This window comes from Pseudomonas poae, assembly GCF_001439785.1.
Classification (GTDB): Bacteria; Pseudomonadota; Gammaproteobacteria; order Pseudomonadales; family Pseudomonadaceae; genus Aquipseudomonas; species Aquipseudomonas poae.
Map to the genome: position 1 here is coordinate 47,286 of NZ_JYLI01000014.1, position 12,930 is coordinate 60,215.

A 12,930-nucleotide genomic window follows, 5' to 3' on the forward strand; every position below is an offset into this window, starting at 1 on the left:
TTCACGCTAGCGGCGTTTTGCCTTATAACTTATTGTTCTAAAACTCCACGTATAGCACCGGGTCAGTTTCTGGGTACGCGCCCTCCCGGGCGTATTGAGTGTTGACCCTCCCCAACGGAAAAACCGGTAAGGAATTTATGTGCGGATTAGCTGGAGAATTACGTTTCGATGCCCAACCTGCCGACCTGGCAGCGATTGAGCGCATCACCCATCACCTGGCCCCGCGTGGCCCCGACGCCTGGGGCTTTCATGCCCAGGGGCCGGTTGCGCTGGGCCATCGCCGCCTGAAGATCATGGACCTGTCGGACGGCTCGGCACAGCCGATGATCGACGCCCAACTGGGGTTGTCCCTGGCGTTCAACGGCGCGATCTACAACTTTCCGGAATTGCGAAAAGAGCTGGAAGCCCTGGGCTACGCCTTTTATTCCGGCGGTGACACCGAGGTGCTGCTCAAGGGCTATCACGCCTGGGGCGAAGCCTTGCTGCCCAAGCTCAACGGCATGTTCGCCTTCGCCATCTGGGAGCGTGACGCCCAGCGCCTGTTCATCGCCCGTGACCGTCTCGGCGTCAAGCCGCTGTACCTGTCGCGCACCGGCCAGCGCCTGCGCTTTGCGTCGGCCTTGCCGGCGCTGCTCAAAGGCGGCGATATCAACCCGATTCTCGATCCCGTGGCGCTGAACCATTACCTTAACTTCCACGCGGTGGTGCCTGCGCCGCGTACCTTGCTGGCGGGCATCGAAAAACTGCCGCCGGCAAGCTGGATGCGCATCGACGCCAACGGCAACACCGAACAGAAAACCTGGTGGACCCTGCCCTACGGTCCCCATGACGATGAGAAAAACCTGACACTGCAGGACTGGACCGACCGCGTGCTCGACAGCACCCGCGAAGCCGTCGCCATTCGTCAACGGGCGGCGGTGGATGTCGGCGTGCTGCTCTCCGGCGGGGTCGACTCGAGCATGCTCGTCGGCCTGCTGCGCGAAGTGGGCGTGCAGGACCTGTCGACCTTCTCCATCGGTTTTGAAGACGCCGGTGGCGAGACTGGCAACGAGTTCCAGTACTCCGACCTGATCGCCAAGCATTACGGCACCCAACACCATCAATTGCGCATTGCCGAACGCGAGATCATCGAACAATTGCCGGCCGCCTTCCGCGCCATGAGCGAGCCGATGGTCAGCCACGATTGCATCGCCTTCTACCTGCTGTCGCGGGAAGTGGCCAAGCATTGCAAGGTGGTGCAGAGCGGCCAGGGCGCAGACGAACTGTTTGCCGGTTACCACTGGTACCCGCAGGTCGACGGCGCCAGCGACCCGTATGCGGCCTATCGCGATGCGTTCTTCGACCGCAGCTACGACGACTACGCCGCCACCGTCGCGCCGAAATGGCTGACCGCCAACGACGCCGCCGGAGATTTTGTGCGTGAACACTTTGCCATGCCCGGTGCCGATGCCGCCGTGGACAAGGCCCTGCGCCTGGACAGCACGGTGATGCTGGTGGACGACCCGGTCAAGCGCGTCGACAACATGACCATGGCCTGGGGCCTGGAAGCGCGCACGCCGTTTCTGGACTACCGCCTGGTGGAGCTGTCGGCACGGGTGCCAGGCAAATTCAAGCTGCCCGACGGCGGCAAGCAGGTGTTGAAAGAGGCGGCGCGCCGGGTGATCCCGAGCGAAGTGATCGACCGCAAGAAAGGCTATTTCCCGGTGCCGGGCCTCAAGCATTTGCAGGGCGACACCCTGAACTGGGTGCGCGAACTGCTGCTGGACCCGAGCCAGGATCGCGGCCTGTTCAACCCGGCCATGCTCGACCGCCTGCTGACTGACCCGCAAGGCCAACTGACCCCGCTGCGCGGCTCCAAGCTGTGGCAACTGGCGGCGCTGAACCTGTGGCTCAGCGAACAAGGAATCTGATTGATGAAACAGAATGCCGCGGCTTACAGCCAACGCTTGCTCAAGGGCCAGGCGCCGACCTACGAGCGCCTGCAGGCCCGACTGGCCGAGGACGGCAACCCGCAGAGCCCCGGCCGTATCGCGGTGCATTGCGGCTGGGGGCGGCTGTTGATCGGCCATACCTTCCCGGACCCGGCGAGCCTGGCCGAAGAGCTGCTCAACGAACAAGCCGGTGAGCGCGATATTGCGCTGTATGTGGCCGCGCCCCAGCAGATCCTCGGGATTGATCCACAGCAGTTGTTCCTCGACCCATCTGACACCTTGCGCCTGTGGTTCAGCGACTATCGCCCGGCCACTCGGGTGTTTCGCGGCTTTCGCATTCGTCGGGTGCAGAGCGAGGCGGACTGGCAGGCGATCAACCGCCTGTATCAGGGGCGCGGCATGTTGCCGGTCGATACCGAACGCCTGACGCCGCGCCATCAGGGCGGCCCGGTGTACTGGCTGGCCGAGGACGAAGACAGCGGCGCGGTGATCGGCAGCGTCATGGGCCTCAATCACCAGAAAGCCTTCAACGACCCGGAGAACGGTTGCAGCCTGTGGTGCCTGGCGGTCGACCCGCAGTGCACGCGGCCAGGCGTGGGCGAGGTGCTGGTGCGCCACCTGGTGGAGCACTTCATGAGCCGTGGCCTGAGCTACCTCGACCTGTCGGTGCTGCACGATAACCGCCAGGCCAAGAGCCTGTACGCCAAGCTGGGCTTTCGTGCGCTGACCACTTTTGCGATCAAGCACAAAAACGGCATCAACCAGCCGCTGTTTCTCGGCCCGGGCCCGCAGGCGGGGTTCAACCCTTATGCGCGGATCATTGTCGAAGAGGCGCATAGGCGCGGTATCGATGTGCAGGTGGACGACGCCGATGCCGGCCTGTTCACCCTCAGCCACGGCGGGCGCCGCGTGCGTTGCCGCGAATCGCTGAGCGACCTGACCAGCGCCATCAGCATGACCCTGTGCCAGGACAAGAGCCTGACCCACAAGGTGCTCAACGCCGCAGGCCTGAACGTGCCCTCGCAACAACTGGCGGGCAGTGCCGATGACAACCTGGAGTTTCTCGATGAGCACCAGCGCATCGTGGTCAAGCCGCTGGACGGCGAACAGGGCCACGGCGTGGCGGTGGACCTGCGCACCATCGAGGAGGTGCAGCAGGCCATCGAAGCGGCACGCGCGTTCGACAGCCGCGTGCTGCTCGAAAGCTTTCACGAAGGCCTGGACCTGCGCATCCTGGTGATCGGTTTTGAAGTGGTGGCCGCAGCGATCCGCCGCCCTGCCGAAGTCACCGGCGATGGTCAGCATTCCATCGGTGCGCTGATCGAAGCGCAGAGCCGGCGGCGTCAGGCGGCTACCGATGGCGAAAGCAAGATCCCCGTGGATGCGGAAACCGAACGCACCCTGCACGCTGCCGGTTACGACTACGGCAGCATCCTGCCACGCGGCCAGACCCTAGCCGTGCGCCGCACCGCCAACCTGCACACCGGGGGATGCCTGGAAGATGTCACGGCGATCCTGCACCCGACACTGGTGGACGCAGCCGTGCGTGCGGCCCGTGCCCTGGATATCCCCATGGTCGGCCTGGACCTGATGGTGCCTGCGGCCGATCAGCCGGAGTATGTGTTTATCGAAGCCAACGAAAGGGCTGGCCTGGCCAACCATGAACCGCAACCCACGGCTGAGAAGTTTGTGGATTTGTTGTTTCCGCACAGTCAGCCGGCGACTTAAGTGATGTGTCGCCTGTACCGGCGCTATCGCGGGCATGCCGGACTCCCACAGTTGGCCGCATTCCAATGTGGGAGCCGGGCTTGCCCGCGATGAGGCCGGGCCAGGCGAAGACGCTCGAGCCCCTCATCGAAACCATCGATGCCCTCAACTCATCAGGAGTTTCCATGACCCGAACCATTCCCGAACCGGATCTCGCGTACCTGCAGAAAGTGCTGCTGGAAATGCTCGCCATTCCCAGCCCCACCGGCTTTACCGACACCATCGTGCGCTACGTCGCCGAGCGCCTGGAAGAACTCGGCATTCCGTTTGAGATGACCCGGCGCGGCACTATTCGCGCCACCCTCAAGGGCCAGAAAAACAGCCCCGACCGCGCGGTCTCCGCGCACCTGGACACCATCGGCGCCGCCGTGCGGGCGATCAAGGACAACGGCCGCCTGACCCTGGCCCCGGTGGGCTGCTGGTCGAGCCGATTCGCCGAAGGCAGCCGTGTCAGCCTGTTCACCGATAACGGCGTGATCCGTGGCAGCGTGTTGCCGTTGATGGCCTCCGGGCACGCGTTCAACACCGCCGTCGACGAAATGCCGGTGAGCTGGGACCACGTGGAACTGCGCCTGGATGCCTACTGCGCAACCCGCGCCGATTGCGATTCGCTGGGCATCAGCGTGGGCGACTACGTGGCCTTCGATCCGCTGCCCGAGTTCACCGAGAGCGGGCATATCAGCGCGCGACACCTGGACGACAAGGCTGGCGTGGCCGCCCTGCTCGCGGCACTCAAGGCGATCATCGACAGCGGCGAGCCGTTGCTGATCGATTGCCACCCGCTGTTCACCATCACCGAGGAAACCGGCAGCGGTGCCGCCGCTGCCCTGCCGTGGGACGTGAGTGAGTTCGTCGGCATCGATATCGCCCCGGTCGCGCCCGGGCAGCACTCCAGCGAGCACGCGGTGAGCGTGGCGATGCAGGATTCCGGCGGGCCGTATGACTATCACCTGTCGCGTCACCTGCTGCGCCTGGCGGCGGACAACGACCTGCCGGTACGCCGCGACCTGTTCCGCTATTACTTCAGCGATGCGCACTCGGCGGTCACCGCCGGCCACGACATTCGTACCGCTTTGCTGGCGTTTGGTTGCGACGCGACCCACGGTTATGAGCGCACCCACATCGACAGCCTGGCCGCGCTGAGCCGTCTGCTGGGCGCTTACATTCTCAGCCCGCCGGTGTTCGCCAGCGATGCGCAACCGGCCCAGGGTTCACTGGACCGGTTCAGTCATCAGATCGAGCATGAAACGCAGATGGAGAGCGACACGCGCGTGCCGTCGGTGGACAGTCTGGTCGGGAACAAGGCCTGATACTGGCAACTCGGGGCCCGGCACAGTAGCATCGCCGGGACCCGCTACCTGAGGCTTGTATGCTGATTCCTTACGATGCACTTGAAGTCGACACCCTGACCCGCCTCATCGAAGATTTCGTGACCCGCGACGGCACCGACAACGGTGACGACACGCCCCTGGAAACCCGCGTATTGCGCGTGCGCCAGGCGCTGACCAAGGGCCAGGCGCTGATCGTGTTCGACCCCGACAGCGAGCAATGCCAGTTGATGCTCAAGCACGATGTGCCCAAGCATCTGTTTGACTGACACCGCGCAATCAGGGATTGGGCACCGGCACCGGATGGGTGTTGGCGTCCTGGCTGCGCAGGATTTTCTGGTAGACCTCGGCGCGATGGACGTTGACGCCTGCCGGCGCCGCGACGCCAAACTTCACCTGGCTTCCATTGAGTTCAAGAATGTGCAGGGCGATGTCATCGCCGATGGCAATGATTTCGCCCACAGCGCGGCTTAATACCAGCATGTCGGTTGTCCTTTTCGAATGACAGGGCCTCGACCATGCGCGCTTGGGTGGTGTTGCGACAATGGCGCGCGACCAAATCAGGCTTTACCTACATCGGCGGGTAATTTGCCTGACAGACCGCGCTCAAATCAGCCTTTAACGGCTTGCGCCTTGGCGCGCATCTTGTCGGCCATGGTGGTCATTTCGTCATACAGCAACTGGGGATTTTTTTGCTTCAACGCCCAGGCCATGCGCCCCTGCTCATGGGGCAGGATCATGAACTCGCCTGCGGCCACGCGCTGATAGATGTAGTCGGCGATGTCCGCCGCCGAAATCGGTGAGCTTTCGAGCAACTTGCCGACCTGCGCTTTCATCGCCGGGGTCGGCCCACGGAACGAATCCAGCAGGTTGGTCTGGAAAAACGACGGGCATACCACATGCACCCCCACTTCCTGCTGCTTGAGCTCCACCAGCAGGCTTTCCGACAGCGCCACCACGCCGGCCTTGGCCACGTTGTAGTTGCTCATGGCCGGGCCCTGCATCAAGGCGGCCATGGACGCGATATTGATGATGCGGCCCTTGCTCTTTTCCAGTAGCGGCAGGAACGCCTTGCAGCCCTTGACCACGCCCATGAGATTGATCGCGATCTGCCAGTCCCAGTCTTCCAGAGACAGCTCGGCGAAGAAGCCACCCGAGGCCACGCCGGCATTGTTGACGATCACATCGATGCCACCCAGCTTGACCTCGCACGCCTGGGCGAAAGCGGTGAGCTGACTGTAGTCGCGCACGTCGCAGCGCTGGGTAAAGCCGTCACCGCCCGCCTCGCGCACCTTTTTCAGGGTTTCCTGCAGGCCCGACTCGCTGACATCCGACAAGGCCAGCTGCCATCCCTCACGGGCCCAGCGCAGAGCGATTTCACGACCCAGGCCGGACCCGGCGCCAGTGATCATCATGCGATTTTGCATAGGAGAGCTGCCTTGTGGTTCACAGAAGAAGTGAGCGGCAGTGTAGCGAAGGATTTTGCGCCAACCACGCACCATCAGGGTGATGAATGCCCCAGGCAAACCCTCGGCTCGGTCGGGCGCCGATCTAACGTTCAAAGGTCATTTTTTCAACTAACGGGAAGGGACTTTGTGCAGTAAAAAAGAAATAAGCGACTGATCGAAATACTTTAAAAAATTTCTGAATTTTTTCTCACACCCTCTAGTCCGAGTTGTTAAGGCGTACGCAATTAAAGGTGCGAGCCTATTGTTAAATAACCGGTCTCGCTGAAGGCCTATAAGGAAATAAAACCATGAGCCTCATTCTGATCATTATCCTGATTCTGCTGCTGGTCGGCGGTCTGCCAGTGTTCCCGCACTCGCGTAACTGGGGTTACGGCCCGTCGGGCATCCTCGGCGTTGTGCTGGTAGTGCTGGTGGTGTTGTTGTTGCTCGGCCGCATCTAAAAGCCGGACAAAAAAAGAGGCCTTTTAAAAGGCCTCTTTTTTATTGCCCGTCAATTAGTCGGGCTTGCCGTCCACTACGCCGGCGGTGTTATCCAACAGGCTCTTGGTGGCCGTTTGCAGGAACGATTCAAGTTTCTGCTTCAGTGCGGCTTCGTCCGGCGATTCAGAGATCACTTTGCCGGTGGGGTTGGCGCCCAGTTCGTATTGCCACAACTTCGGCGGCATCTCCTTGGGCAATACCAGCACGCGGTCGCCGGTGAGCAGGGCCACGGTCTGGTCGCTGCCCGAAGGCTTGATCACGCCAAAGCCCTTGTCGCCTTCCGGCAGGTTCAGCAGGTCGCGGCCCCAGCACTGGTGCAGGGTGTCGCCACCGAGGCGGCCCATGATGGTCGGCACGATGTCGATCTGGGTGCCCACGGTGTGATCGCGCTCGCCGAACTTTTCCTGCATGCCGGGTGCGATCATCAGCATCGGCACGTTGAAACGGCCCAGGTCCATTTCGGTGATCTGCTGCTCGTTGCCAAACCCGTGGTCACCCACGATCACGAACAGGGTTTCCTTGAAGTAAGGCTCCTTGCGCGCCTTCTCGAAGAACTGGCCCAGCGCCCAATCGGAGTAACGCATTGCCGTGAGATGCTCGTCGAGGCTGCCACGGCCGGTGACTCTGTCCACGGGCAGAGGGTTGGGCAACGCGTACGGCGTGTGGTTGGACAGGGTTTGCAGCAGCGCATAGAACGGCTTGCCGCCTTCACGGGCTTTGAGCTCTTCCAGACCACGGTTGAACATGTCCTGGTCAGACACGCCCCAGGTCGGGTCGGAGAACACCGGGTTGACGAAGTCGTTGCGCCCGATGAAGTTGGTCATGCCCTGGTTGCTGAAGAAGCCCGACTGGTTGTCCCAGGCGAAATCGCCGTTGTAGACATACACGTCGTTGAAGTCACGCGCGCTGAGCAACTGCGGCAGGCCCGACAGTTTGTGGCTGCCTTCCGGGGTCTGCATCAGGTATTCGAAGCCCGGCAGGTTCGGGAAGCAGGCCATGGTGGCGAACATGCCCTGGTGGGTGTGGGTGCCGTTGGAGAAGAAGCGGTCGAACAGCAGGCCTTCCTTGGACAGCTTGTCAAAGTACGGCGTGATGTTGCCCGGACGGCCCAGTGCACCCACCGAGTGACCGGCGAAGCTTTCCATCAGGATCACCACGACGTTCTTGATCGGCAGGGTCTTCTCGGCCGGTGGCGTGTAGTCGCGGCGCACGGCGGCGGTGTCGGTATCCACCAGTTTTTCGCTTGGCAGCACCAGCATGTCGCGAACGGTCTGGGTGGCCAGCGGTTGTTCCAGGGTGGCCTTCCACACGTTATCGCGGTGCTCGGAAAAACGTGCCTTGGCCGCGCCGATCAACGACAGCGTACCGTTGAGGCCCAACTGGTTGGCGAAGTTGGAATCGGTGGTGTACACGTCACCCCAGCGCAGCGGCGGGCCCTGACGCAGGGTGCCACGGGCGGCAACCACGGCGATCAACAGGCACACCACGAATACGGCGATGCGGCTGTACCATGGCGCCACCTGGCGGGTGCCGATACTGCCGCCGCTGAACGGGCCGCGTGGACGCGTGGCGCGGTCGGCGCCCTTGAACGCCATGCTCAGGACCAGCGTGCCCACAGCCCAGGCCAGCAGGTAGCGCACCACCGGAAAACCGTACCAGAGCATGCTGACTACGGTCTTGGGGTCTTCCTTTACGTACTGGAACACCAGACCGTTGAGGCGCTGGTGGAACTCGCGGTAGAAGTCCATCTCCATCAGGCCCAGGAACAGCGCGATGCTCGACGCAACGGTGAGCCAGAAACGGAAGAACCCGCGCGCCGCCATGGCTCGCACGCTGAACAACGCCAGCAACAGCGGAATCAGCAGGTACACCACCAGGCGCAGATCCAGACGCAGGCCATTGGCGAACGCTTCGAGGAAGGTCGCGGCCGGTGTGTCGAGGATCATCTCGCGGTTGTAGACCAGCAGCGCCAGGCGCAGCAGGGAGAACATCACCATCATGACCAGTGCACAGAGCAGCGTGTAAGCCAGATGGGATTTGACGGTCGGTTGCAGCAGGCGATTCGAAGCTCGCTGCTGACTCAGGGCGTCCGGGTTTGCCATGTCGTTTTCAGGACCCATTGGAAGTTAAGTGACGAAGCATTGCAGTGGCGCGAATGGTGCCCGATCAGTGCCGGCAAGGCTATTAATTACTGAACGAGTACCGCTACCCCGCCTTTAAAGGCGCCCAAGGCAGACCCTTGGCCGAGAGATTAAAGCCGGCGAATTCTCTTAAATGAAATGTGAAAATTCTGTGCAGCGAATATTTCGACACACAAATATCCCCAGGTGCCGTCATGCAAATGTGGGAGGGGGCCTGCTCCCGATAGCGCAGTTTCAGTACCAGATTGACTGGCTGATACACCGCTATCGGGAGCAAGCCCCCTCCCACAATTACCGTACCCACTCTATATAGAGGGTGTCAGATCCGCACGTTGCCCCGTGGCCCGGCGATTGCCCAGATGATCAGGCCAAGCACTGGCAGCAGCAGGATCAACAGGATCCACAACACTTTGGCGCCGGTACTTGCGCCGCTTTTGAACACGTTGATGATCGCCCAGATATCCAACGCCAGGATGATCAGGCCAATCAGGCCATTAAAGGTGGAACCCATGGTGTCGCTCCTTAAGTGAGGTCATGCCTGCTTAGGATAGGCGTGACCGGCCATCGTTCCGTTTTAATTCAGACGTGCACCGCCACACGCAGCGCTTCCAGGGCGGGTTCGGCCTGGATGCCGACCTCGGCGCAGCGTTGCAACAGGCCCGGCAGGTGATTGCCATGCACCAGCACCACCTGAATGGCGTCATCGAGCAACTGGCTGAAATTCACCAGCACATAGCCACCGTCTTCGGCGCTCAACGCGCTCATCTGGATCTGGATGCGATTGAGCGCCGTGAGGTCGTCGGCCTTGGCCAGTTGCTTGGGCTTGAGGTTGAACGCCACGCCCGGGCCGAACGAGGCAACGATCTGCGCGAAGAGGTCGCCGTAAGTGTCCGCCTGGAACAGCACAGTGTCCGGCAGGCTGCCGACCACCACCCACTCGCCCAACGGGATCGTAAAGCTGTCGTCGTAGTTGATGTCCGGGTTCGCCGCCAAAAACGCTGCCGGGTCGGCATACGCCTGGGCGGCTTCATCGGCGATGCGCGCCACCTCGTCTTCGCCCATGACGCCGGCGCTGATGTGGCTGATGAGTTCGACGAGGGCGGTTTTCATGAGGCAATCCTGTGGCGGGCGGGTTTTCGAGGGCGCAAAGCCTACACCAGTTTCTGCAACTTCGCCGCCGCGTCCACCGCGCCCATGGTCTGCGCGGCCGCCAGCGCCGTCGCGCCCTGGGCATCGGTCACCTTGGGGTTGGCGCCCTGCTCCAGCAGGTAGTCGAGCATTTCGAGACGGTTGAACATCGCGGCCATCATCAATGCGGTACGGCCATCGGAGGATGCAGCCTCCACTGGCGTGCCGCCCTCGATGAGCGCCTTGACCACGGCCATGTGGCCCTTGAACGCCGCGCCGGCGATTGGCAACTGGTTCTTGTCGTTGGCAATCAGTGGGTCGGCCTTGAATTCGAGCAGCACTTTTACCGCTTCGGCGTGGCCGTGGTAGGCGGCAAGCATCAGCAGGGTGTCGCCATTGTGATTGCGAAAGTTGGCGGGCAACCCCTTGGCGAGCAGCGCGGCAAGCATGGCGGCGTCGCCTTTGCGGGCAACATCGAAGACCTGCTCGGCAAATTCAGCGGCTTCGTCGTCGGTCATCTGTTTGGGTTGGTCTGACATAGGGGGCTCCTTGATCGGTAGTGAATAGGCGCCAGTGTTGCGAGGGAGTTCCCGCCTGTCATGGCTTTTTTGTCAAAAGCCGTCATAGCCACACTCAATCAATGGTTCAGACAGGTTGCACTGACCAAAGGGAATTTAACCGTATGTTTCGAGTCTTTTAGCTTAAGGCCCTTGCAGCCGCCGCCGACCAGACAGCGCAAAATGCAGGGGTGCACGACGACCCTTCATGCAATTTGCACGAAACCGAAAATGTCACATAAATTCAACTTATTGATTTATAAGGATATTTTCAATAGCCAATAGCTGGCACAATCACTGCACCTATCACTCCATGCTTGCCAACTTGAGCCAACGGAGCTGATAGACATGAGCCTGATCCAAGATAAATTCGCTTCAGTATTCTCCCAGTACGACGTCACCACTCAGCCCCGTCCGGACGGTGGCATCCTGTTGACCCTGCGCAACGGCGAAGGCAAACAGGTCAAACGCTCGATCTCTTATCAGCAGTTGCACACTGCCGACCAACTGACTTGGGTCATCAGCGCGATCCGCCGCGACCTCGCCGAACAAGCCAGTGATCTGCCGCAGATTTCGATGCTGCAAAGCCAAAACCGCTTCGCCCTGCCGACCTACCACTCGGCTTAAGCAACGAATTTCACAAAAAGGGCCGCGACGTCGTTGAACGTCGCGGCCCTTTTTCGTGTGTTCAATACAGGCGCTGGCGCACCGCCTCATTGACCGCCTGCACGCGATTGCTCACCTGAAGCTTGCCGTAGATATTGCGCAGATGAAATTTGACCGCCGCCTGGGAGGTCGCGCGAATTTTACTGATTTCCCAGACGGTCTTGCCCTCCGAGGCCCAGCGCAGGATTTCCAGCTCCGTCGGGGTCAAGGGTTTGCCGGACAGGCTTAAGCGACGTCGCACCACTCGGGGCGGGTCGCAAGGTGCTTGATACAACTCATCTGGGCCGCTCATGTGTCGCTCTCCTTTTTATTTGCGCTTGGCGAATGCCCATACCGATCTTCGGATTTCTCCCATTGACAGGCGGCATACACACCGAAGCACGAGAGCGTTACACAACCCGCTGAGCCATCCCCCCAGACCCAACATAAATAGTCATGACCTACGCACTAATACGGTTATTCCTACAAAAATTTCCAGCACTCAGGATCACCACCCGCCTAATTCACTACTTCACTGCGGATGGCTTGGGTCACGATGCTCGCCAGGCGCTCGGTCAACTGATCAGGGCTGGCCTCCCGACGATGCAGCGTCAGCGCAATGCTGGGCAGCGCAGGCAAGCCTCGCTCTTCGGCCGCGAGCACCGCAGTACCCGTCTGCATGCCCAGCGAGGTGCGGATGGTATAGCCCAAGCCCGCCTCCGTCGCAGCAGAAAGACCGTTGAGACTGGAGCTGGTAAATGACAACAGCCATGCAATGCCCTTTTCGCTGAGCGCCTGAGTGGCCATCGAATGAAACGGGCACGGCGCATCAAACGCGATGATCGGCAGCGGCTCGCCGGAAACCGCATTCCAGTTCAAATACTCGTGGCTTGATCCGATCCATTGCATCGGCAGCTCTGCCACGAGTTCCTGGTACCCGGCCCTGTGGCCGCTGCCCCACACCACCGCCAGGTCGAGCGAACCGTTATCGATGCGGCTGAGCAGGTCAGCGTTGCGCGCGATCCTCGCCTCCACCCGCACGTCCGGATGGGCCCTGGCAAACCGGCCCAACACCGTCGGCAGAAAACCGCTCAAGTCCTCCTGCAACCCTAGGCGCACCCAGCCCTTGAGCTTGAGCTCGGAGACCGCGGCGATCGTTTCGTCGTTCAGACTGAGCAAGCGCTTTGAGTAGTTGAGCAGCACCTCCCCTGTGTCCGTGAGAGCCAGCCGTCTTCCAGCCTTGGTGAACAGCGGCGAACCCGCCTGCGCCTCAAGCTTTTTCAGTTGAGCGCTGATTGCCGACGTGGAGCGCGCGAGTTTCTGCGCGGCCTTGGCAAAGCTGCCCATTTCCACGCCTGTCACAAAGCTGCGCATCACATCCAGATCAAAATTAACCGGCCGCATAATCATCCTGTTTTTTGGGACTAACACGCTAAATTATTTGATATTCGAAACGATGCGCCCATGAGAGCCTTTTGCCAACA

General features: G+C 61.2%; 14 protein-coding genes. 6 read left to right on the top strand and 8 right to left on the bottom strand.

The features are described 5' to 3' along the window. Positions 1-137: 137 nt before the first annotated feature. The 4 genes from TU75_RS17275 to TU75_RS17290 all read left to right on the top strand — a co-directional run bounded on the left by TU75_RS17275 (position 138) and on the right by TU75_RS17290 (position 5,295). Entirely contained in the window at positions 138-1,910 is a 1,773-nt protein-coding gene (locus tag TU75_RS17275) for an N-acetylglutaminylglutamine amidotransferase (RefSeq protein WP_060549603.1), read from the top strand. 3 nt (positions 1,911-1,913) lie between these two features. After that, on the top strand, positions 1,914-3,659 hold the full coding sequence (gene ngg / locus TU75_RS17280) for an N-acetylglutaminylglutamine synthetase (protein WP_060549604.1): 1,746 nt from the start codon (positions 1,914-1,916) through the stop codon (positions 3,657-3,659). Positions 3,660-3,823: 164 nt separating this feature from the next. After that, positions 3,824-5,008 (top strand): osmoprotectant NAGGN system M42 family peptidase, encoded by a 1,185-nt coding sequence (locus TU75_RS17285; protein WP_060549605.1) that lies wholly within the window; start codon positions 3,824-3,826, stop codon positions 5,006-5,008. Positions 5,009-5,067: 59 nt separating this feature from the next. After that, positions 5,068-5,295, top strand: coding sequence for a YheU family protein (locus TU75_RS17290; RefSeq protein WP_003236706.1), 228 nt, complete (start codon positions 5,068-5,070; stop codon positions 5,293-5,295). 10 nt (positions 5,296-5,305) lie between these two features. Here the strand turns inward: TU75_RS17290 and csrA are convergent, their stop codons facing one another. Both csrA and TU75_RS17300 read right to left on the bottom strand, forming a co-directional pair. Further along, positions 5,306-5,509: a carbon storage regulator CsrA gene (csrA, locus tag TU75_RS17295; RefSeq protein ID WP_003236708.1), complete on the bottom strand. Its 204-nt coding sequence runs from the start codon at positions 5,507-5,509 to the stop codon at positions 5,306-5,308. A gap of 128 nt (positions 5,510-5,637) precedes the next feature. After that, the gene (locus TU75_RS17300) at positions 5,638-6,453 is read right to left on the bottom strand and encodes an SDR family oxidoreductase (protein WP_060549606.1); all 816 of its coding nucleotides are present in this window, start codon (positions 6,451-6,453) and stop codon (positions 5,638-5,640) included. A gap of 329 nt (positions 6,454-6,782) precedes the next feature. On the opposite strand from TU75_RS17300, the gene TU75_RS26755 reads away from it, so the two are divergent. Then, positions 6,783-6,935 carry a DUF3309 family protein gene (locus TU75_RS26755; RefSeq protein WP_003236711.1) on the top strand — a complete coding sequence of 51 codons (153 nt, stop codon included), beginning with the start codon at positions 6,783-6,785 and terminating at the stop codon, positions 6,933-6,935. A 54-nt stretch (positions 6,936-6,989) separates the two neighbouring features. Here TU75_RS26755 and TU75_RS17305 read toward each other — a convergent pair whose 3' ends face one another. The 4 genes from TU75_RS17305 to TU75_RS17320 form a co-directional block, all read right to left on the bottom strand. Then, positions 6,990-9,077: an LTA synthase family protein gene (locus TU75_RS17305; protein ID WP_060549607.1), complete on the bottom strand. Its 2,088-nt coding sequence runs from the start codon at positions 9,075-9,077 to the stop codon at positions 6,990-6,992. A 358-nt stretch (positions 9,078-9,435) separates the two neighbouring features. After that, the gene (locus TU75_RS17310; protein WP_003172956.1) at positions 9,436-9,627 is read right to left on the bottom strand and encodes a PLDc N-terminal domain-containing protein; all 192 of its coding nucleotides are present in this window, start codon (positions 9,625-9,627) and stop codon (positions 9,436-9,438) included. A gap of 68 nt (positions 9,628-9,695) precedes the next feature. Continuing rightward, on the bottom strand, positions 9,696-10,226 hold the full coding sequence (locus TU75_RS17315) for a hypothetical protein (protein ID WP_060549608.1): 531 nt from the start codon (positions 10,224-10,226) through the stop codon (positions 9,696-9,698). 41 nt (positions 10,227-10,267) lie between these two features. Further along, complete coding sequence (locus TU75_RS17320; protein WP_003236717.1) at positions 10,268-10,783, bottom strand: ankyrin repeat domain-containing protein; 516 nt, start codon at positions 10,781-10,783, stop codon at positions 10,268-10,270. 366 nt (positions 10,784-11,149) lie between these two features. Here TU75_RS17320 and TU75_RS17325 point away from each other — a divergent pair, with 366 nt between their 5' ends. Then, a complete protein-coding gene (locus tag TU75_RS17325) occupies positions 11,150-11,428 on the top strand; it encodes a DUF3509 domain-containing protein (protein ID WP_003236719.1) in 279 nt (92 codons plus the stop codon). Between the two features lie 61 nt (positions 11,429-11,489). Here the strand turns inward: TU75_RS17325 and TU75_RS17330 are convergent, their stop codons facing one another. Further along, positions 11,490-11,759, bottom strand: a complete 270-nt coding sequence (locus TU75_RS17330) for a response regulator transcription factor (protein WP_003236721.1) — start codon at positions 11,757-11,759, stop codon at positions 11,490-11,492. A 206-nt stretch (positions 11,760-11,965) separates the two neighbouring features. After that, positions 11,966-12,856 carry a LysR substrate-binding domain-containing protein gene (locus TU75_RS17335; RefSeq protein WP_338515043.1) on the bottom strand — a complete coding sequence of 297 codons (891 nt, stop codon included), beginning with the start codon at positions 12,854-12,856 and terminating at the stop codon, positions 11,966-11,968. Positions 12,857-12,930: the final 74 nt, after the last annotated feature.

Bases quoted from the DNA above. Each gene is read 5' to 3' on its own strand.
- TU75_RS17275 (WP_060549603.1), top strand. From the start codon at position 138: ATGTGCGGATTAGCTGGAGAATTACGTTTCGATGCCCAACCTGCCGAC.
- ngg (WP_060549604.1), top strand. From the start codon at position 1,914: ATGAAACAGAATGCCGCGGCTTACAGCCAACGCTTGCTCAAGGGCCAG.
- TU75_RS17285 (WP_060549605.1), top strand. From the start codon at position 3,824: ATGACCCGAACCATTCCCGAACCGGATCTCGCGTACCTGCAGAAAGTG.
- TU75_RS17290 (WP_003236706.1), top strand. From the start codon at position 5,068: ATGCTGATTCCTTACGATGCACTTGAAGTCGACACCCTGACCCGCCTC.
- csrA (WP_003236708.1), bottom strand. From the start codon at position 5,509: ATGCTGGTATTAAGCCGCGCTGTGGGCGAAATCATTGCCATCGGCGAT.
- TU75_RS17300 (WP_060549606.1), bottom strand. From the start codon at position 6,453: ATGCAAAATCGCATGATGATCACTGGCGCCGGGTCCGGCCTGGGTCGT.
- TU75_RS26755 (WP_003236711.1), top strand. From the start codon at position 6,783: ATGAGCCTCATTCTGATCATTATCCTGATTCTGCTGCTGGTCGGCGGT.
- TU75_RS17305 (WP_060549607.1), bottom strand. From the start codon at position 9,077: ATGGCAAACCCGGACGCCCTGAGTCAGCAGCGAGCTTCGAATCGCCTG.
- TU75_RS17310 (WP_003172956.1), bottom strand. From the start codon at position 9,627: ATGGGTTCCACCTTTAATGGCCTGATTGGCCTGATCATCCTGGCGTTG.
- TU75_RS17315 (WP_060549608.1), bottom strand. From the start codon at position 10,226: ATGAAAACCGCCCTCGTCGAACTCATCAGCCACATCAGCGCCGGCGTC.
- TU75_RS17320 (WP_003236717.1), bottom strand. From the start codon at position 10,783: ATGTCAGACCAACCCAAACAGATGACCGACGACGAAGCCGCTGAATTT.
- TU75_RS17325 (WP_003236719.1), top strand. From the start codon at position 11,150: ATGAGCCTGATCCAAGATAAATTCGCTTCAGTATTCTCCCAGTACGAC.
- TU75_RS17330 (WP_003236721.1), bottom strand. From the start codon at position 11,759: ATGAGCGGCCCAGATGAGTTGTATCAAGCACCTTGCGACCCGCCCCGA.
- TU75_RS17335 (WP_338515043.1), bottom strand. From the start codon at position 12,856: ATGATTATGCGGCCGGTTAATTTTGATCTGGATGTGATGCGCAGCTTT.